The following is a 19,455-nucleotide window of genomic DNA, read 5'->3' on the forward strand; positions in this document are numbered from 1 at the left end:
CCGCACCGCCACCAGCCAGCCCACCGGTTTGATCCGCCGCCCGGGCGGAAAGAGTCCCGGGCATGACCTGGGCCCGTCGAGCCGTACCCGCTGTCGCCGCCGCCGTCGCGGCCCTCGCCGCGCGGGATCTGATCCAGCGCGACCACGCGTTGCTGCGCAACTTTCCGGTCCTCGGCCGGGCCCGCTACCTGTTGGAGACGATCGGGCCGGAGCTACGGCAGTACATCGTGGCCGGCAACAACGAGGAGCGGCCGTTCACCCGCGACCAGCGCCGCTGGGTGTACGCGTCGGCCAAGCAGGAGAACAACTACTTCGGTTTCGGCACTGACAACGACATCGAGTACACCCCCGGGTACCCGATCATCAAGCACCGCACGTTCGGCCGTGCCGTGCCGCCGTCGTCACCGACCGCCGGACACGACGTGCGGTTGCCCTGCGCGAAGGTGCTCGGCGCGGCACGGGGACGCGCCCGGGCGTTCCGACCGGAGTCAGTCGTCAACATCTCCGGGATGAGCTTCGGCTCGCTCTCCGGCAACGCCATCACCGCGCTCAACAAGGGGGCGGCGCTCGCCGGCTGCCTGCAGAACACCGGCGAGGGCGGCCTGTCGCCGTACCACCGCAACGGTGGTGAGCTGGTCTTCCAACTCGGCACCGCGTACTTCGGCTGCCGCGACGAGCACGGCCGGTTCAGCCTCGACCGGCTGAAGGACCTGGTCGCCGGCGCACCGGTGCGGGCACTGGAGATCAAGCTGAGCCAGGGCGCCAAGCCGAGCCTCGGTGGGCTGCTGCCCGGGGCGAAGGTGTCCGCCGAGATCGCCGCCACCCGGGGCATCCCGGCCGGTCAGGACTGCGTCAGCCCGTCCCGGCACGCCGAGTTCTCCGACTGCGACAGCCTGCTCGACTGGGTGGAGTTGCTGGCCGCCGAGACAGGACTGCCGGTCGGCATCAAGTCGGCGGTCGGTGACCTGGGCTTCTGGCAGGAGTTGGCCACCCTGATGCGGGACACCGGCCGGGGTGTGGACTTCGTGACGATCGACGGCGGCGAGGGCGGCACCGGGGCCGCGCCACTGATCTTCACCGACTCGGTGTCGCTCCCGTTCCAACAGGGCTTCTCCCGGGTATACAAGATCTTCGGCGAGCACGATCTGCACGAACAGGTGGTCTTCGTCGGCGGCGGCAAGCTCGGCCTGCCGGACAACGCCATCGTGGCGTTCGCGCTCGGCTGCGACCTGGTCAACGTCGGTCGGGAGGCGATGCTGGCGATCGGCTGCATCCAGGCGCAGAAGTGCCACACCGACACCTGCCCCACCGGCGTCGCCACCCAGAACACGTGGCTCGCCCGGGGCCTGGACCCGACGCTGAAGTCGGTCCGGGCGGCCAACTACCTGCGGACGCTGCGCCGCGACCTGACCAAGGTCGCCGAGGCCTGCGGCGTCGAACACCCCGGCCTGATCGGCACCGACGCCGTGGAGATCCTGGACGGCCGCACCGGCTCCACCCCACTGCACCAGGTGTACGGCTACCGGCCCGAATGGGGACTGCCCTCGCCCGCCGACCAGGCGGAGATCATCCGGCTGATGATCCCGGAGGCACCCCAGGGCGGCAGCGCCCCACCCTCCGCCACCGCCGTCGGCTGAAACCACGCCCGCCCAGCCAGCGCGGACAGGGGTCCCAGGCCCGGGGGGCAGCCTGCATGCTGCGGCTGGGCCACTGTCGCTCGGGCGCAAGCCCCGATCGCGGATCGGCTTGATGACTGTGCGGCATCTTGATGACTCACAGACATCACGCGTTCTCCCGCCATGTCCGCGAAGCGCCGCGATAAACGCGTGGAGCTGGTGACACGCCGCGTCTATGGTGGCGCGGTGCTGATCAGACGCGAGACACCCGCTGACGTCGACGCCATTCGGGCGGTGCACTCCGCAGCCTTCGCCAAGGCCGACGGCGGTGACGGCGTACCGGTCGAGGCGACCCTTGTCGACGCGCTGCGCGCCGACGAGGGCTGGCTGCCCGCGTACTCCCTGGTGGCGACCGATTCGGACGGCCAGATCGTCGGTCACGTGGTGGCCACCCGCGGCCGGGTGGGTGATGCGCCGGTGGCGCTCGGGCTGGGGCCGCTGGGCGTGCTGCCCGACTGGCAGCGGCGCGGGGTCGGCAGTGCGTTGATGCACGCCGTGCTCGGCGCGGCCGACGCGCGGGACGAACCGCTGGTGGTGCTGCTCGGGCATCCCGACTACTACCCGCGCTTCGGGTTCCGGCCGGCCGTCGAGCTGGGCGTCACCCCTCCGCAGCCGTGGGGGCCGCAGTACTTCATGGCTCGCCCGTTGCACGCGTGGCGCGAGTCGATCCAGGGCGAGTTCCGCTACGCCGGCCCGTTCGACGACCTGTGAACCGACCCGCTATCCGTCGGCGGCGCGCCACCGACCTGGACGGCTGCGTCGCGGCGCTCGCCGAGGTTCACCGGGCCGACGGGTACCCGCTGAACTGGCCCGCCGACCCGCACCGCTGGCTGCGCGAGCCGCACCCGGCGCGAGCCTGGGTCGCCGTCGATGCCGACGCGGCCGTTGTCGGACACGTCGCGGTGCATCGGATCCCCGATAAGGTGGACGGGCCGCCCGGCCGGCCGACGGCCGAGGTGGCTCGTCTCTTCGTGGTGCCGAAAGCCCGTGGGTTGGCGCTGGGCAGCGCGCTGCTGAACCGGGCCCGCCAGTGGGCGGACAAACGCGCAACGGACCTGGTGCTGGAGTTGGCCGCCAATGGCACCGCGGCCGCCGCGCTGTACGAGCGCGCAGGATGGCGGTGCGTCGGCACCAGCACGGCACCATGGGCCGCTCCCGACGGCAGCCCGGTGTCGCTGCGGCACTACACGCTGCGTCACCGCGCGCCGGGCTCCGACGTCGCACCGGCCAGCACCGCCAGGCGACGGGCGAGCCGGCCTGCGGCCTCGCGCAGCTCGGGAGGCTCCAGTACCTCCATCTCGTGATCCAGTCGGGCGAGGTGCGCGGCGAGCCAGTCCAGGTTGTCGCCGCCGACGACCAGCACGGACCATCCGTCGCGGTCGTCCTCGACCCGCCCCACCTGTGGTGGGACCACCTCCCGCAGCCGCTCCGGTGGGGCGTGCACCCGCACCCGGGCGAGGTAGCGGTACGGCGCCCCGGTCACGGCCCGCTGCACGAAGGCGACCGGATCCGGGTGCTGGCGCGCCGGGAAACGCCAGGTCGTCGCCACCGCAGCCCGCATCCGATCCAGCCGGAACGTCCGCCAGTCGGCGCGGTCGACGTCCCAGGCCATCAGATACCAGCGGCGGCCGGTCGTGACCATCCGGATCGGCTCGACCGTCCGTTCCCGCTCACCAGCGTCTTGGCCGGGATAGTGGAATCCAACGCGTACCCCGTCCCGACAGGCCCGGGCGAGTGTCACCAGCAACTCCGCGTCGATCTCGGCGACCGGGCCGATGAGGGTGTCGGTGGAGCCGTGCACCGCCCGTACCTCGGCGCGGAGCCGCGACGGCATCACCTGGTCGAGCTTCGCGAGTGCCCGCAGCGCCGCCTCGCTCGCCCCGGCGATCGTCCCCCCGGAGGCGAGGCGCAGAGACACCGCCGTGGCGATCGCCTCCTCGTCGTCGAGAAGCAACGGCGGCAGCCGGCTGCCCGCACCGAGTTGGTAGCCACCGCCGACGCCCGACACCGCGCGCACCGGGTAGCCGAGCGTCCGCAGACGCTGCACGTCGCGGCGCACGCACCGGCCGGTGACCCCCAGCTCGGCGGCGAGTTCGGCGGCCGTCCAGGACAGTCGTCGTTGCAGCAGCGCCAGCAGGCGCAGCACCCGCTCGGTCGTCGCCTCGACGGTCACCCGTCGATCGTTGCACGGATAGCGGAACAACCCTGTCCGCTATCCGCGAGAGGCTGGGAGCATGACCGATCAGAACAGGAAGCAGGGATCCGCCGTGACCCGCGACGTCCAGATCACGTTCGACTGCGCCGACCCGGCGCGGTTGGCCACGTTCTGGGCCGAGGCGCTCGGTTACCAGGTGCAGGCGCCACCCGGAGACTTCGAGTCGTGGGACCAGGCGCTGGAGGCGATGGGTGTCCCGCCGGAGAACCGCAACGACGCGTCGGCGGTGGTCGACCCCGAGGGCACGCGGCCACGGCTGTTCTTTCAACGGGTGCCGGAGCACAAGCAGATGAAGAACCGCGTCCACCTCGACGTACGCGCGGCCCCCGGGCTGGAGGGTGACGAGCGGATGGCGGCCCTGGAGGCCGAAGCCGAACGGCTCGTCTCGCATGGTGCCAAGCGGCTCAGTCGGCACGAGCCCGCTCCCCCGTTGGGCGCCGGTCATCTCATCATGGCCGACCCCGAGGGCAACGAGTTCTGCCTCGACTGATCGAGCGTTCCCCCAGCTCACTGCCGCACTCGCCGGACGCCATGCGAACATGTGTACGTGTCGCCCGGCGCCAGCATCCTGCACGCCGACCTGGACGCGTTCTACGCGTCGGTCGAGCAGCGCGACGACCCGCGCCTGCGTGGGCGGCCGGTGATCGTCGGTGGCGGCGTGGTGCTCGCGGCCAGCTACGAGGCGAAGGCGCGGGGCGTCCGCAGCGCGATGGGCGGCCAGCAGGCGCGAAGGCTGTGCCCGGACGCGATCGTCGTGCCGCCGCGGATGTCGGCGTACACGGCGGCGAGCCGCGCGGTCTTCGAGATCTTCCGGCAGACCACACCGCTGGTCGAGGGGCTCTCCATCGACGAGGCGTTCCTCGACGTGGGTGGTCTGCGGCGGCTGGTCGGGCCACCGGCCGAGATCGCCGAACGACTGCGCCGGGAGGTCCGCGACCGGGTCCACCTGCCGATCACGGTGGGGGTGGCCCGCACGAAGTTCCTGGCCAAGGTGGCCAGCGGCGTGGCGAAACCGGACGGCATGCTGGTCGTCGCACCGGACGCCGAGCTGGCGTTCCTGCACCCGCTGCCGGTGGAACGGCTCTGGGGCGTCGGCCCGGTCACGGCCGCGAAGCTGCGCGAACGCCGGATCCGTACCGTCGGGGAGGTGGCCCGCCTCGGTGAGGCGGCGCTGGTGTCGCTGCTCGGTGCGGGCGCCGGCCGGCACCTGCACGCGCTGGCGCACAATCGCGACCCCCGGGCGGTGCAGGTGGGGCGGCGGCGCGGTTCGATGGGCGCGCAGCACGCGCTGAGTCGCAGCCCGCACGCTTCGACGGAACTGGACGCCATCCTCGCCGGCCTGGTGGACCGGGTCAGCCGGCGGATGCGGACGGCCGGGCGGTCCGGCCGCACCGTGGTGTTGCGGCTGCGCTTCGGCGACTACACCCGGGCGACCCGCTCGCACACGGTGGGTAAGGCGACGGCGGACACGACGCCACTGCTCGCCGCCGCGCGTGCGTTGCTACGCGCGGCGCTGCCCGAGATCGATCGCCGTGGCATCACCCTGATCGGTGTCTCCGTGGGCAACCTCGATGACAACCCGGTCCAGCCTGAGCTGCCGTTCCAGCCGGACCCAGGGTCCCATCTGGACGCTGCGGTCGACGCGGTCCGCGACCGGTTCGGATCAGCAGCGCTCACGCGGGCGATATTGCTCGGCCGGGAGCCGGGCGTGGAGATGCCACTTCTGCCGGACTGACCGATAAGCGTGCGGCGTCCACGGCCGAGCTGCGATCAGAGACACATCACAGCAGGTCGGCGGTTTAGCCGGCGGCTGACGGGTGACCCTTGAGGGGTACAGCCTGACGAGGGGGGCCCACCATGTCCGACGACACCAGCAACCGACCGAGTCGCACCGCCGAGCGTCCGCACGACGTGACCGACCCGCTGCTGTGGCAGTTGGCAATCGACGTGCTGAGCGCACACGAGCCGGACGACGAGGGCCAGTGCCGCAACCTCCAGTGCGCCGGGCAGTCCTGGCCGTGCGCGGCCCGCACCGGCGCCGAGCACTCGCTGCGACTGGCGCGCAGCACTCCCAGCTCCGTCGAGGTGACCATCGACGGCACTGACAGCAAGGACGTCGACACGGACGGGCGCCGCGACGCAGCGGTGCCAGCTGCGCGCTGGGGCTGGAACGCCGGCCCCGCAGCGTCGCACCGAGGGGCGAAGACCGCCTCCGCGGCGTGACGGGCCACCAACATCTGAACTGATCCGCACCGCACAGGCGAACGCTCGGCCGGTTGTCCGGCCGAGCGTTCAGCTGTCGTGGCGGAGCCAGGCCACGATGCGGCGCAGCAGCTCCCGATGCCCCGGCGACTCGTACGAGCGGATGTCGTGGCCGAGTGCGTTGTAGACGATCCGGCTGCTCCCGACGGTGCGCGCCCAGACCAGCGGGTGGGTGTCGCCGCCCTCGTCGTGGACGTAGAGGGGCTCGATGTCGAGGCCGTCGACCAGCTCCAGCTCGGTGTAGCGCTCGTCGTGCACCTCGAAGTCCCCGAGCCCGGCGCTGATCGGGTGTTCCACACCGCTGCGCCGGATGAGACTCGAGCCGATCGGCGGGTGGAAGGTCCGGCCGTGGGCCCAGGCGGCGCCGACCGTGGAACGCCAGCTCGCCAGCTGGGGAAACGCGATCGTGGCACTGTGCATGGCGAGCAGGCTGCCGCCACGGGCCAGGAAGCCGTCGAGGATGCGGGCGAAGTCCTCGTCCTCGGCCATCGGGGCCGTGCGGTCCGCGCTCGCGTTCACCACCAGCAGGCGCGCGCCGTCGAGCGCAGCCTCGAGCTGGTCGACGGATGTCACGACCGCGACCGAAGCCTCGTCGCCGATCAGCCGGGCCAGCGTGGCACTGGTCTCGGCCAGCGGGTGCCAGGGGTCGGCGTGCGGGCCCTCCCCGGCGTCCTTTCCGCCATCATCGCCAACCTTGACCTTTCGGAGCGAGTGGGAGTGCCGGCATGACCGACGCCACATCGGCCGGAAAGAACCCGCCGAGCACACTGGGCCTGTCCGCCGACGAGGTCCTGAGCACGACCCGCGCCGTCCGCAAGCGCCTCGACCTGGGACGCCCGGTCCCCCGCGACGTGATCGAGGATTGTGTGCGTATCGCGCTTCAGGCACCCAGCGGCCGCAACAGGCAGCGCTGGGACTTCATCTTCGTCGAGGACCCCGAGACCCGGGCGGCCGTCGCCCGGCTGTGGCGACTCGGCCTGATGGCGCCGCCACCTGCCTCGGGCGGCACCGGGCCGGCCTTCAGTCGGATGGACTTCGCCTCCGAGCAGTGGGGTCGGATCGCCGGCAGTCTGGCACCTGGCGGACCACCTGCACGAGGTGCCGTTGCTGCTCATCCCCTGTCTACGCGTCGAGTCACGTGCCGAACTGGCCAGCGCGCGCGGGCAAGCGGGGGCCTGGGGTTCGGTCATCCCGGCGTTCTGGAGCTTCATGCTGGCCGCCCGGGAACGCGGGCTCGGCACCGCTTGGACCACCAGCCACCTCAGCTACGAGCGGGAGATGGCCGAACTGCTCGGCATCCCCTACGACACGGTCGTGCAGGTCGCCCTCACCCCGGTGGCGTACACCCTGGGCACCGACTTCAAGCCCGGCCCGCGGGCCGACGCGGACGCGTTCGCCCACTGGAACCGGTGGTGACCGGCCGCCACCACACTCCACCCACGGCCAGGACCAACAGGGCCACTGACAACAGTGGAAACCAATCTCCGGTACGCGAATAGACAGTGCCCCAGCCCGACGTCGGAGCGGCGACCAGCAGTTCCGCGTCACCGGCGGTGGCCTCACCCACCATCCTGCCGCCGGGGTCGGTGACCGTCAGCCGGCCGAACGCCGCGGCCCGGACCACGACGAGCCCGTTCTCCACGCCCCGGACCAGCGCCATCCGACCGTGCAACCAGCCGTCGGAGGTGAAGTCCAGGGCGGGGACGAGCAGCACCGAGACGCCTCGCGCCCGATACCGCCGGACCAGGCCGGGATAGTCGAGGTCCTTGCAGATCGCGACGCCGAACCGCCCGTCCACGAGCACCTCGCCGTCACCCGGCGTCAGCCAGTCCTCCAGGCCCGGGATGAGATGCTGTTTCTCGTACGTCGCGACGGTCCCACCCGGGTCGAGCACCAGCGCGACGTTGCTCGCCCCGCCGGCCCGTTGCCGCACAGCGCCGACGACGACCTGAGCCTCGGTCTGCCGGAGCGCGGCCACGAGCACGGGCATCGTCGTGTCCGACACGGCGAACACCTTCTCCGGCAGGACGACGATCCGTGCCCCACTGGCGACCAGACCCTCGACCCGCGCGGCGTAACGGGCGAGCAGGTCACGGCCGGGCGGCTCGTCGATCGGGAGCCCGTCCTCGGGCTGGCGCAGGGCCACCAGGCCGACGGTCAGCCGCGCGGCCGGGTCGGGGGAACGGCCCAGTGACCAGGCCGACCATCCGCCGGTGCCGAGCAGGAGGACGAGCAGGCAGGTGAGCGCGGGGCGTGGGCTTGCGCGCAGGGCGGCGAGGGCGATCGGGACGGCGAGCAGCAGGTAGGTGACGCCCCAGACTCCGGTGAGCGCGGTCAGTTGGATGACCGGGCGGACATCGGCCTGGGTGTAGGCGAGGCTCCACCAGGCGCCGTGCGGCAGCAGGCGGGACGCCGCGTACTCCCCAAGTACCCAGAACGAGGGCACCGCGAGCACGGCGAGGACGGTTCGTCCGCGCAGCAGTAGTCCGCGGGCGAGCAGGACCGTGCCGGTCGCCAGCCCGAGGCCGAGCAGAACCACGCCGACGACCACGGGGACCGGTAGTCGCAGGGTGCCGAGGTAGTAGCCGAGCACGCCGCCCTGACCGATCGACCAGGCGAGGGCAGTCGCGCAGAGCGCGGTCCGCGGCCGTACCCGCGTCGAGGCGAGGATCAACGGGAGCGGGGCGAGCCAGGTCAGCGCGGGGATCGGGTGCAGCCCGGTCCCACCGAGCCAGAGCAGGCCACTCAGGAGCGTGGCGAGGATTGTCATCATGGGTCGAGCGTGCGGCGCGGGCGGCCGGGACGGATCGCCGTGCGAGCCGGGATCGGTCTGGTCCCGTGGAGGGAGGCGTCGGCGTGCCGGGTCGGACGATACTGCCGACGTGAAGCGGTACGTCAATCTCGCCGTCACAGTGGCCGCCGTCGCCGCGACAGTGCTGCCCGCCCTGGTCGGTGGGTCACGTGCCTGGTGGGTGCTGCCGCTCGCTGTCGCGTCGTCGGTGCCGGTGCTGTGGCGGGACCGGGCGCTGCTCCGGGTCGCTCTCGTCGTGGGCGTCGCCACGACCGTCTCGGCCTCGCTCGGCTCTCCCCCACTGCTACCGGTCGGACCGCTCGTCTGCCTCTACACGTTCGCGGCGCGGGCCTCCCTGCTGATCCGCCTGCTCGGAATCGCGCTCACCGCCGCCGGCCTGCTGGTCTCGCTGCTCTATCCCCGCCCGGACGTGGAGGTGCTGCGTTACCTGTCGGTCGCCTACCTCTTCGCGTACGCGCTGGGCACCAGCACCCGGGCCCGCCGAACCCAGGCCGCGGCCCTCGCCGAACGCGATCGTCGTATCGCCGGTGAACGTGCGGCGGCGGTGCTGCGCGAACGCACCCGGATCGCCCGCGACCTGCACGACATCCTCACCCACGCGGTCGGCATCATGATCGTCCAGGCGGAGGCGGGTCCGCTGCTGGTCCGCCACCAACCGGATCGCGCCGATGCCACGTTCGCCACGATCGCCGCCACCGGCAGGGACGCTGTCGTCCAGCTCCGCCGTGCGGTCGGCAGCCTGCACGAACCCGCCGACCAGCCACTCGACCAGCCGGATCTGGACCACCTTCCCGTCCTCGTCGAGCGGGTCCGCGCCGCCGGCCTCGATGCCGTGCTCACCGTCTCGCCGTCCGGAGGTGTCGTCGAGCCGACGCTCGCGCCGCCCCCGGACGTCGGGGTGGCCGCCTACCGGATCGTGCAGGAGTCCCTGACCAACGTGGTGCGGCATGCCGGGGCACGATCGGTTCGCGTCCGACTGGACTACACGGCGAACTCGCTGACCGTGTCGGTCACCGATGACGGCCGCGGTTACCGCGCGTCCGACGCGGGCCTGCCCGGGTACGGGATCGTCGGCATGCGCGAGCGCGCCCACGCCTGTGGGGGAACCCTGCGCACCGGCCCGGTCTCCGACGGTCACGGCTTTGCGGTGACCGCTACCCTGCCGCTGTCGGCACCGGCGGTGCTCTGATGCTGCGGGTCGTGCTCGCCGATGATCAGGACCTGTTCCGGGCGGGGTTCGCCACCATCCTCGGCGCCGAGCCGGACATCGAGGTGGTCGCCGAGGCCCCCGACGGCGCGGCGGCCGTGCGGGCCGCCCGCGAACACCGTCCCGACGTCGTGCTGATGGACATGCGCATGCCCGTCCTCGACGGCGTCGCCGCGACCCGACAGGTCTGCGCGCTCACCACGAGCCGGGTTCTCGCCCTGACCATGTTCGACACCGACGACTACCTGTACGCCGCCCTGCGCGCCGGGGCCAGCGGCTTCCTGCTCAAGGACGCTCCTCGAGCCGACCTGGTGAACGCGGTCCGCGTGGTCGCCGCCGGGGACGCGCTGCTCGCTCCCGCCGTCACCGCCCGGGTGATCGGCGAACTGCACCGGCGCGGCCATCCGGACCCCGCCCGGGTCGCCGCGGTGACCGCCCTGACCGCCCGTGAGACCGACGTGCTGCGCCTGATCGCGGCCGGTCTGTCCAACGCCGAGATCGCCGCCCACCACCACCTCAGCGAGCACACGGTGAAGACCCATGTCGGCAACCTGTTCACCAAACTGCACCTGCGCGACCGCGCCCAGGCGGTGATGGTCGCCTACGAGTCGGGTCTGGTGATCCCCGGCCAGTGACGGATCGGCCGGCGGGCCCGCTGCTCGGGCGGCCCGCCGGCCGGGGGTACGCCAGTTACAGGGTGCGGGCCAGCCGGTCGGCGAGCGTCCGGGTGAAGCGGGCCGGGTCGGTCAGCTCACCGCCTTCGGCGAGCACCGCCAGGCCGTAGAGCAGCTCGGCGGTCTCGGTCAGGGCGGCGGTGTCGCTGCCCTGCTCGTGGGCCTTGCGCAGCCCGGACACGAGCGGGTGACCGGGGTTGATCTCCAGGATCCGCTTGGTCGTGGGGATCTCGTGCCCCATCGCCCGGTACATCTTCTCCAGGGTCGGGGTGAGGTCGTGGGCGTCGCCGACGACGCAGGCCGGTGAGGTGGTCAGCCGCGACGACAGGCGGACCTCCCGGACGCTGTCGGTGAGGGTGGTCCCCAGCCAGTCGAGCAGCCCGGCGAACTCCTGTCGCTGCTGCTCGCGCTCGGCCTCGGCCTGCTGCTTCTCCTCGTCGGTGTCCAGGTCGATCTCACCCTTGGCGATCGAGCGCAGTGGCCGACCGTCGTACGTGCCGACCCGCTCGACCCACACCTCGTCGACCTGGTCGGTGAGGAGCAGCACCTCGTGCCCCTTGGCCCGGAACGCCTCCAGGTGCGGAGAGTTCTCGATGGCGGCCCGGGACTCGCCGGTGGCGTACCAGATGTCGCTCTGGCCGTCCTTCATCCGCGACACGTAGCCGGCCAGGTCGGTGGGCTCGGCCGGGTCGTTGGTGGAGGCCACCGACAGGATGTCCAGCAGGGTGTCCCGGTTGTCGGTGTCGTCGATCAGCCCTTCCTTAACCACCGCGCCGAACTCGGTCCAGAAGGTGCGGTAGCGCTCCGCGTGGTTGGCCTTGAGGTCCTTGACCGTGGCGAGGACCTTCTTGACCAGGCGGCGGCGGACGATCTGGATCTGTCGGTCCTGCTGGAGGATCTCCCGGGAGATGTTCAGCGACAGGTCGTGCGCGTCGACCACGCCCTTGACGAAGCGCAGGTAGGTCGGGACCAGCGCCTCGCAGTCGTCCATGATGAAGACGCGCTTGACGTAGAGCTGGACACCACGGCGGCCCTGCGGGGAGAACAGGTCCAGTGGGGCGTGGCTGGGCAGGAAGAGCAGCGCCTCGTACTCGAAGGTGCCCTCGCCCTTCATGTGCACGACCTCGAGCGGGTCGGCCCAGTCGTGGCTGACGTGCTTGTAGAACTCGTTGTACTCGGCGGCGTCGACCTCGTCGCGGGGCCGCGCCCAGAGTGCCTTCATCGAGTTGAGGGTCTGCACCTCGCGGGTGGCGGCCTCACCGTCGGCGCCGGGTCGTTCGACGCTCATCCGGATCGGCCAGGCGATGAAGTCGGAGTAGCGCTTGACGATCTCGCGGACGGTCCACTCGGCGGTGTAGTCGTGCAGATTGTCCTCGGTGTCGGCCGGCTTGAGGTGCAGCGTCACAGTGGTGCCCTGCGGCGCCTCGTCGACCGCCTCGATCGAGTAGGTGCCCTCGCCGGTGGACTCCCAGCGGGTGCCGCCGGTCTCGCCGGCCTTGCGGGTCAGCAGGGTGACCCGGTCGGCGACCATGAACGCGGCGTAGAAGCCGACGCCGAACTGACCGATGAGGTCCTGCTTGGCGTGGGCTTCGGCGGACTCGCGCAGTTGGCGCAGCAGCTCGGCGGTGCCCGACTTGGCGATCGTGCCGATCAGCTGGACGACCTCGTCGCGGGTCATCCCGATGCCGTTGTCGCGCACGGTGAGGGTGCGGGCGTCGCGGTCGATCTCCAGGGCGACGTGCAGGTCGTCGGTGTCGGCGACGAGGTCCTTGTCGACGAGGGTGGCCAGCCGGAGCTTGTCCAGTGCGTCGGACGCGTTCGAGATGAGTTCCCGCAGGAAGACGTCCTTGTTCGAATAGATCGAGTGGACCACCAACTGGAGGAGCTGACGCGCCTCGGCCTGGAATTCCAACGTTTCGGCCTGGTTGCTCACACCGTCTCCCATCTCGGCTCGTACGAAGGTTCGCGGAAAGGATACGAGTCGTCACCGGTCGGGGTGTGGGCGCGTCCGGGTCGTATTCCCGATCCGGTCGACCGCCCCCGTGATCTAGCTGACTTTGCTTGACAGAAGTCAGGTCGGATAGCGTGACGGCCATGAAGATCGCTGGAAGCACCGCCCTCGTCACCGGCGCCAACCGTGGCCTCGGCCGGCACCTGGCCGCCGAACTCCTCGCCCGGGGCGCCACCGTCTACGCCGGCGCCCGCAACCCCGACAGCGTCGACCTGCCCGGCGTGACGCCGGTCCGTCTCGACATCACCGACCCCGCCTCGGTGGCCGCCGCCGCCGAGCTGGCCGGCGGCGTGAACCTGCTGATCAACAACGCGGGCATCGACACCCGGACCGACCTGCTCGACGGCGACCTGGACCTCGTCCGGCTGGAGCTGGAGACCCACTACATCGGCACCCTGTCGACCATCCGGGCGTTCGCGCCGGTCATCGCCGGCAACGGCGGCGGAACGATCCTCAACGTGCTCTCCGTCCTGTCCTGGTTCGGCTCCCCGACCCACGCCGCCTACAGCGCCGCCAAGTCCGCCGAGTGGGCGATGACCAACGTGCTGCGCGTCCAACTGGCCGACCGGGGCGTCCGGGTCGCCGGCCTGCACGTCGGATACCTGGACACCGACATGGCCGCGGACATCACCGGCCCGAAGTCCGACCCGGCGGCGATCGCCCGCATCGGCGTCGACGGCGTCGAGGCCGACGCGTACGAGATCCTCGCCGACGACCTCAGCCGCCAGGTGCAGGCCGGGCTGGCTGGCGGCGTCGCCGCGCTCTACCCGCAGCTCCCCTGACCCACGACGCGACGGGCCGCCACCGGAGACAACCGGTGGCGGCCCTTTCTTGGGTACGCGGTCAGCTCGCCTGCAACGTCACGTCGTCGATCACGAAGGTGGTCTGCAACGAGGAGTCCTCGGTGCCGGTGAACCGCAGCGTCACAGTCTGCCCGGCGAACGCGGCCACGTTGAGGCTGCGCTGCACGTAACCGGTCGCGGCGTTGAGATTCGAGTACGTCGCCAGCGTGGTCGAGCCCGCCTGCACGGTGAGCCGGTCGTACGCCGTGGAGCTGGTGGTCTCGGCAGTGTCGATGTGCAGCCAGAACGACAGCGTGTACGTGGCGCAGCCGGCCGGCAGTGTCACCGACTGCGACAGGTTCTCGGTGCGGGTGCTGCCGAACCCGTTGAGCCACGCCTTGTACGAACCGCTCCGGGCCGGCTGACCGCTGGCGTTGGTGATCACGCCGGAGGACGCGGTCCACGGCGTGCTGCCGCTCTCGAAGCCACCGTTTGCGACCACCTGGCCGCCGGTGCAGGTCGGGGTGCCGCCGCCCACGGCGAGCTGCCACAGCGCGTACGCGACACCGTCGGCCGCCCGGTTCAGTACTGTGGCGCTGACGTTGGCGGTGGTGTCGCAGGACCGGTGGTAGCAGGGGTCGTACGCGGAGTTGGCGGTGCCGCCCCACTTGGCGGCCTGGGCGCTGGTCTTGCGGGCGCTGGCGCCGGCGGCGTAGCCCGAGGTGGGGATGCCGGCCTGCTGGAAGTAGTAGTCGTCGGAGCGGCCCTGGCCCTCGACGTTCTCCTCCGGTTGCAGGCCCAACGAGTCCCAGTACGCCTTCAGCGGCGCCGCCGTGGTCGAGGTGACCCGGTTGATGAAGTAGCCACCGTTGGTCGAGCCGACCATGTCGAAGTTGTAGTAACCCTTGATGTAGCCGCGCTGGGTGGCGCTGAGCGAGTTGACGTAGAACCGGGAGCCGTTGAGCCCCTGCTCCTCGTCGGTCCACCAGGCGAACCGCACCCGTTTGGTCACTGTCGGGTTCTGCGCGGCCAGGACCAGCGCGTTCTCCAGCAGTGTCGACGAGCCGGTGGCGTTGTCGTTGATGCCCGGACCGGCCGCGACGCCGTCCAGGTGCGCGCCGAACATGACCACCTGGTCGGCCGGGCCGCCGGGCCACTCGGCGATGAGGTTGTTCGAGGGGTACCGGCAGCTGGAGCAGTACTGCTCGCTGACGGTGTAGCCGGCCGACTGGAGCCTGGTCTTGACGTAGTTGAGCGAGGCGGTGTAGCCGGCCGAGCCGGCCCGTCGGTTGCCACCGTTGCTGGTGGCGATGGCGTTGAACTGGGTCAGGTGCGCCTGGACGTTGGTGATGGAGATGTCCGGCGCGGCCAACGCGGCGGCGGACGCGGCGATCGGCCGGGTCACCGTCGTGGCGGTCGGAGGTGACGCGGTCGCCGGTTGGGCGGCCAGCGGCACCGTCATTCCGGCGAACACGGCGAGCGCGATTCCCGCGCTCAGCGTTCTGCCTCTCATGGGGGCTCCTCGGGGTTGGAGAGAGATACCCGAGACACTGACAGATATCTATTTCTTGAGCATCGGTCGTTCGTCCCGAACCGCCGCCGGTTCGACGATGGGTACCGGCGTCGGCACAGGTGAGTAGAGGTGTCAAGATGGGTAGGTAACGCGGCAGGGGTCGTCGGGCCCGGAACGGGGGCTTGCGATGGGGTCGGATCGAGCGTGACGCGACCCAGCATTGACCTGTTCGTCGGCGGCGGCGACACCGGGCGGTTGATGGCACAGCTGGACTGGGCCGGCACCCCGCTGGGCCCGGTCGGCGGATGGCCGCAGAGCCTGCGCGCCGCCGTCCGGATGGTGCTCTCCTCCCGGTATCCCATGCTGCTGCTCTGGGGCGAGAGCTACTCCCAGCTCTACAACGACGCGTACTCGGCGCTGATCGGCGACAAGCACCCCGCCGCGCTCGGCGACGACGTCAGGGTGACGCTGGCCGAGGGCTGGCACGTGCTCGCCCCGCTGATCGAGGAGGCCATGGCGACCGGCATGGCCAGCTGGGTCCCCGCGCTGCAACTGCTGCTGGAGCGGGCCGGCTACCGCGAGGAGGCGTACTTCAGCGTCTCGCACGCCCCGGCCCGCGACGACGACGGCAGCACCGTCGGCGTACTGACCGTGTGCAGCGAGGTCACCCAGCAGGTGGTCGGCGAACGTCGGCTCCGTCTCCTGCGCGACCTGTCAGTGCTCGGCGACGGACGCACCGTCGACGTGGACGCCACCGGCGCTCGGCTGATCGACGTGATCGACGGCCACCCCCTGGACGTGCCGTTCGCCGCCATCTACCTGCGCGACGGCACGGCGCTGCGCCGGGTCGCCTGCACCGGCGGCGACCAGGGGCACGCCCGGGCCCTGCCGGACGCCGTCGAGCTGACCGACCCGGGCCCGCCCGCGTACGCCTGGGGGCTGGCGGACGCCGCCGAGGGCCGGGCGACCCAGGTGACCGACGTCGCCGACCTGCTGCCGCTGCCCGCCGGCCCGTGGAACGACCCGGTCCGCACCGCGCTGGCGCTGCCGCTGCCCTCCGCCGACGAGGATCAGCCGCTCGGCGTCCTGCTCGCCGGAGTCAGCCCCAGCCGAGGGCTCGACGAGGGGTACCGCTCCTTCCACCAACTGCTCGCCCAGCAGATCTCCGTGGCGTTGCGCAACGCCCAGGAGTACGAGGAGGAGCGGCGCCGGATCGAGGCGATGGCGGAACTGGACCGGGTCAAAACCGACTTCTTCGCCAACGTCAGCCACGAGTTCCGCACCCCGTTGACCCTCATCCTCGGGCCGCTGACCGACGCCCTCACCGACGCCACCGCCCCGTTGCCAACGGTGCAGCGGGAGCGGGTGGAGACCGGCTGGCGTAACGCCACCCGACTGTTGACGCTGGTCAACAGCCTGCTCACCTTCTCCAGCCTGGAGGTCGGGCGCGCGCGCAGCGACGCCCGGGTGGTCGACCTGGCCGCGCTGACCGCCGAGCTCGCCGGGGTGTTCCGGGCCGCCGTCGAGCGGGCCGGGCTGACTCTCGAGGTGAGCTGCCCACCGCTGCCCCGGCCGGTCGCTGTCGACCCGGTCAACTGGGAACGCATCGTCACGAACCTGCTCTCCAACGCGCTGAAGTACACGTTCATCGGCCGCATCCGGGTCACCCTCGACGCCGACGACGAGGAGGTGCGCCTCACCGTCGCGGACACCGGCATCGGCATCGCGGAACGGGACCTGCCAAAACTCTTCGAACGCTTCCACCGGGTGCGGGGCGCGCGCTCGCGCAGTCACGAGGGCACAGGCATCGGCCTGGCCCTGGTGCACGAGTTGGCCCGGCTGGAGGGCGGCGACGTGCGCGTGATCAGCCAGGTGGGCGTCGGCAGCAGGTTCACCGTGACGCTGCCCTGGTCGGCGGCGCACCGCACAGCGGTCACCGGGCCGGCGGTGGACGGACGGGGTGACGCGGCCCGCGCAGCCGTCGAGGAGGCGATGGGCTGGCTCACCGAAGCGGACGACGTGCTGACCGAGCCCGATCCCGCGTCCGGGCCCGCCACGGACGAGCTGTCCGGCGCCCGGATCCTGCTCGCCGACGACAACGCCGACATGCGGGCGTACCTCACCCGGCTGCTCACCGGGCAGGGCTGGCGGGTGCGGGCCGTCACCGACGGCCGGCAGGCCCTCGACGAGATCCACAGTGATCCACCAGACCTGGTCCTGACCGACGTGATGATGCCGGTGCTGGACGGCTTCGACCTGGTGCGCCGACTACGCGCCGACCCGACGACCCGGACGCTGCCGGTGCTGGTGCTCTCCGCCCGCGCCGGTGGGGAGGCCAGCGTGGAGGGCCTGAGCCTGGGCGCCGACGACTACCTGGTCAAACCGTTCGCGGCGGCCGAGTTGATCGCCCGGATCCGGGCCAGCATCCGCCGAGCCCGCGACCGTTCCCCCGCCGCCGTGATCGGCGGCGACCCGACGACGGTCGCTGTCCCTGCGCCGTCGGCCCGACCCGCCCCGGTCGGCCCCGTTCCGCCGACCCCGGTGGTCGAACCCGTCCGCGACGCGTCCGAGGCCGTGGAGGGGCCGGCCGACCCGGACGGGCTGGGCGACCTCCTGGACGTCGGGTGGACGTACCCGTCTGCACCCACCTCCGCCGCCGCGATGCGTCGGGACGTCCGGGGCGCACTGGGCGAGCTGGACGTCGACCCGGACGTGCTGGAAGATCTCCTACTCGCCGCCTCGGAGGCCATGAACAACGCCGTCGAGCACGCGCAGCGGCCCAGCCGCCCGGAGGTGCGGGTGCGCGTCCAGATGGGTGGCGGTCTGGTCCGGATCTCCGTACGAGATTTCGGCACCTGGCGGGACCGCCGGCCGGCGATGGACCGGGGGCGCGGCGCGCTGCTGATGAACGCCTACGGCGACGTGCGGCTGGTCTCCACCGCCGAGGGGACGACTGTGACCATCGAGCGTCGACTGGCCTGAGCGCCGGCGGCGCGTCAGAGTCGGCGGCCGCTGGCGTCGCGGGCGATGATGCCGTCCAGCCGCTCTCCCGGAGTGAGCCGCGCCGGGTCGAACCAGAAGATCAGCACCTGCTTGTCGCCACTCCATGGCGCCACTCGGGCGTCGACCTGCCGACCGTCAAGGGTGCCGATGATCCGCTTGGCGGGGCCGACGAAGTAACCGAAGGTGGGCACCGGCGCGGCGAAGCGCTCGTCGTAGCCGATCTGATGGAACCCGGCGCTGCGGTCGCTACCCTCCACGTCGTTGACCAGGATGTCGGTGCTCAACGAGCCGTCCGGAGCTTGGCGACCGGCGGCCAGTCCGATGGACACCTTGGGTTCGCCGGGCACGGACACCGGGACGAAGTAGTAGACCCGACGCTCGGCGCCGTGCCGCACCCCGCTGTCCACGATCTGGCCCAGGGGCTTCGGTGGCGGCTCGTCGCGGCCCACCGTCGGCGGTGGCGTGGAGCCCAGCGACTTCTCCGCCCACGGCGAGACACCGACCGACGGTGGAGCGACGGCGACCGGCGGTGGGTGCTCGGTCGGCGCCGGAGCGCCGGGCCCGGACGCGCCGACCGCCACCACCACGACCACGGCGGCCAGGCCGGTCGCGAGCGTCGCCGCCCCGGCTCCGGCGACGCGCCGACGGGTACGCAGCCGACGTCCCTCGCGCATCACGGTGGTCAGGTCGAGCACGGCGTCGGGGCGCTCGGTCGCTCGCATGGCGTGGCGGAGCCGGTCCAGCTCGCTCATCGGCGCGCCTCCTCATCGGCCGTGCGGGGGGCGGCGGTGCGCAACTTCTCCAGCGCTCGTGAGCTGGTGCTCTTGACCGTGCCGACGGATACGGAGAGTTCCCGGGCCACCTGCGCCTCCGGCAGGTCGAAGTAGTAGCGCAGGACGACGATGGCGCGCTCCCGGGGACTGAGCGCACCGAGGATGGTGATCAACCAGCGCCGGGTGGCCACGTCGTCGGCCACATCGCCACGCCGTTGCTCCGGCACCTCGTCGGTCGGGTACTCCCGCATCGGCCGTCGCCACCCGTCGACCAGATGGTTGACCAGCGTGCGGCGGGCGTACCCGTAGGCGTCGTCGTCGTGGATCCGCGACCACGACGCGTAGGTGCGCACCAGTGCGGTCTGCGCGGCGTCCTCGGCCTGATGGTGGTCACCGGTCATCAGGAACGCGGCGTGCACCAGTCGCGCGGACGCCGCCCGCGCGAACTCGACGAAATCCGCGTCACCCCGCGCCACCGCGAACCCTCCCCGTGCCACAGAGCTAGAGACGGGCGAGGTCGGCAAAAG

Annotated in this window: 18 protein-coding genes and 1 pseudogene; 12 read left to right on the forward strand and 7 right to left on the reverse strand. The window is 71.7% G+C overall.

The genetic code is table 11. The features are described from left to right. Nucleotides 1–62 precede the first annotated feature (62 nt). From FB453_RS14395 to FB453_RS14405, 3 genes are all read left to right on the forward strand, one after another. On the forward strand, nt 63–1,637 hold the full coding sequence (locus FB453_RS14395; RefSeq protein WP_145790548.1) for an FMN-binding glutamate synthase family protein: 1,575 nt from the start codon (nt 63–65) through the stop codon (nt 1,635–1,637). Nucleotides 1,638–1,862: 225 nt separating this feature from the next. Then, nucleotides 1,863–2,387: a GNAT family N-acetyltransferase gene (locus FB453_RS14400; protein ID WP_145790550.1), complete on the forward strand. Its 525-nt coding sequence runs from the start codon at nt 1,863–1,865 to the stop codon at nt 2,385–2,387. After that, nucleotides 2,384–2,980 (forward strand): GNAT family N-acetyltransferase, encoded by a 597-nt coding sequence (locus FB453_RS14405; protein WP_145790552.1) that lies wholly within the window; start codon nt 2,384–2,386, stop codon nt 2,978–2,980. The genes FB453_RS14400 and FB453_RS14405 overlap by 4 nt, the downstream gene beginning before the upstream one ends. Here FB453_RS14405 and FB453_RS14410 read toward each other — a convergent pair. After that, nucleotides 2,872–3,849 carry a helix-turn-helix transcriptional regulator gene (locus tag FB453_RS14410; RefSeq protein WP_145790555.1) on the reverse strand — a complete coding sequence of 326 codons (978 nt, stop codon included), beginning with the start codon at nt 3,847–3,849 and terminating at the stop codon, nt 2,872–2,874. The two genes, FB453_RS14405 and FB453_RS14410, sit on opposite strands and share 109 nt — an antisense overlap. 61 nt (nt 3,850–3,910) lie before the next feature. On the opposite strand from FB453_RS14410, the gene FB453_RS14415 reads away from it, so the two are divergent. From FB453_RS14415 to FB453_RS14425, 3 genes are all read left to right on the forward strand, one after another. Continuing rightward, the gene (locus FB453_RS14415; RefSeq protein WP_222431350.1) at nt 3,911–4,381 is read left to right on the forward strand and encodes a VOC family protein; all 471 of its coding nucleotides are present in this window, start codon (nt 3,911–3,913) and stop codon (nt 4,379–4,381) included. Nucleotides 4,382–4,438: 57 nt separating this feature from the next. Then, on the forward strand, nt 4,439–5,626 hold the full coding sequence (gene dinB, locus FB453_RS14420; RefSeq protein ID WP_145790557.1) for a DNA polymerase IV: 1,188 nt from the start codon (nt 4,439–4,441) through the stop codon (nt 5,624–5,626). A 122-nt stretch (nt 5,627–5,748) separates the two neighbouring features. Beyond that, a complete protein-coding gene (locus FB453_RS14425) occupies nt 5,749–6,114 on the forward strand; it encodes a hypothetical protein (RefSeq protein WP_145790559.1) in 366 nt (121 codons plus the stop codon). Nucleotides 6,115–6,183: 69 nt separating this feature from the next. Here FB453_RS14425 and FB453_RS14430 read toward each other — a convergent pair whose 3' ends face one another. Further along, the gene (locus FB453_RS14430; protein ID WP_145790562.1) at nt 6,184–6,894 is read right to left on the reverse strand and encodes a ThuA domain-containing protein; all 711 of its coding nucleotides are present in this window, start codon (nt 6,892–6,894) and stop codon (nt 6,184–6,186) included. On the opposite strand from FB453_RS14430, the pseudogene FB453_RS34860 reads away from it, so the two are divergent. Further along, a pseudogene (locus FB453_RS34860) lies at nt 6,879–7,103 on the forward strand (nitroreductase family protein); the annotation flags it as partial. The gene FB453_RS14430 and the pseudogene FB453_RS34860 sit on opposite strands and share 16 nt — an antisense overlap. A 139-nt stretch (nt 7,104–7,242) precedes the next feature. After that, nucleotides 7,243–7,569: a nitroreductase family protein gene (locus FB453_RS34590; protein ID WP_486480290.1), complete on the forward strand. Its 327-nt coding sequence runs from the start codon at nt 7,243–7,245 to the stop codon at nt 7,567–7,569. Here the strand turns inward: FB453_RS34590 and FB453_RS14440 are convergent. Then, on the reverse strand, nt 7,514–8,926 hold the full coding sequence (locus FB453_RS14440) for a nitrilase-related carbon-nitrogen hydrolase (protein ID WP_145790564.1): 1,413 nt from the start codon (nt 8,924–8,926) through the stop codon (nt 7,514–7,516). The two genes, FB453_RS34590 and FB453_RS14440, sit on opposite strands and share 56 nt — an antisense overlap. Before the next feature lie 109 nt (nt 8,927–9,035). Here FB453_RS14440 and FB453_RS14445 point away from each other — a divergent pair, with 109 nt between their 5' ends. Next, entirely contained in the window at nt 9,036–10,154 is a 1,119-nt protein-coding gene (locus tag FB453_RS14445) for a sensor histidine kinase (RefSeq protein ID WP_486480266.1), read from the forward strand. Further along, nucleotides 10,154–10,807 (forward strand): response regulator transcription factor, encoded by a 654-nt coding sequence (locus tag FB453_RS14450; protein WP_145790569.1) that lies wholly within the window; start codon nt 10,154–10,156, stop codon nt 10,805–10,807. The genes FB453_RS14445 and FB453_RS14450 overlap by 1 nt, the downstream gene beginning before the upstream one ends. 55 nt (nt 10,808–10,862) lie before the next feature. Here FB453_RS14450 and htpG read toward each other — a convergent pair whose 3' ends face one another. Then, nucleotides 10,863–12,791, reverse strand: a complete 1,929-nt coding sequence (gene htpG, locus FB453_RS14455) for a molecular chaperone HtpG (protein WP_145790571.1) — start codon at nt 12,789–12,791, stop codon at nt 10,863–10,865. Between the two features lie 149 nt (nt 12,792–12,940). Here htpG and FB453_RS14460 point away from each other — a divergent pair, with 149 nt between their 5' ends. After that, a complete protein-coding gene (locus FB453_RS14460) occupies nt 12,941–13,639 on the forward strand; it encodes an SDR family oxidoreductase (RefSeq protein WP_112587750.1) in 699 nt (232 codons plus the stop codon). Between the two features lie 61 nt (nt 13,640–13,700). Here the strand turns inward: FB453_RS14460 and FB453_RS14465 are convergent, their stop codons facing one another. Further along, nucleotides 13,701–15,152 carry a M28 family peptidase gene (locus tag FB453_RS14465; protein ID WP_145790573.1) on the reverse strand — a complete coding sequence of 484 codons (1,452 nt, stop codon included), beginning with the start codon at nt 15,150–15,152 and terminating at the stop codon, nt 13,701–13,703. A gap of 204 nt (nt 15,153–15,356) precedes the next feature. Between FB453_RS14465 and FB453_RS14470 the strand changes: the two genes are divergently transcribed. After that, on the forward strand, nt 15,357–18,134 hold the full coding sequence (locus FB453_RS14470) for an ATP-binding protein (protein WP_145790575.1): 2,778 nt from the start codon (nt 15,357–15,359) through the stop codon (nt 18,132–18,134). A gap of 14 nt (nt 18,135–18,148) precedes the next feature. Here the strand turns inward: FB453_RS14470 and FB453_RS14475 are convergent, their stop codons facing one another. Beyond that, on the reverse strand, nt 18,149–18,907 hold the full coding sequence (locus FB453_RS14475; protein WP_145790578.1) for a hypothetical protein: 759 nt from the start codon (nt 18,905–18,907) through the stop codon (nt 18,149–18,151). Next, nucleotides 18,904–19,404, reverse strand: a complete 501-nt coding sequence (locus FB453_RS14480; protein WP_112602767.1) for a SigE family RNA polymerase sigma factor — start codon at nt 19,402–19,404, stop codon at nt 18,904–18,906. Before FB453_RS14480 ends, FB453_RS14475 begins: the two co-directional genes overlap by 4 nt. Nucleotides 19,405–19,455: the final 51 nt, after the last annotated feature.

The sequence above is a fragment of the Micromonospora sp. CNZ322 genome, assembly GCF_007827755.1.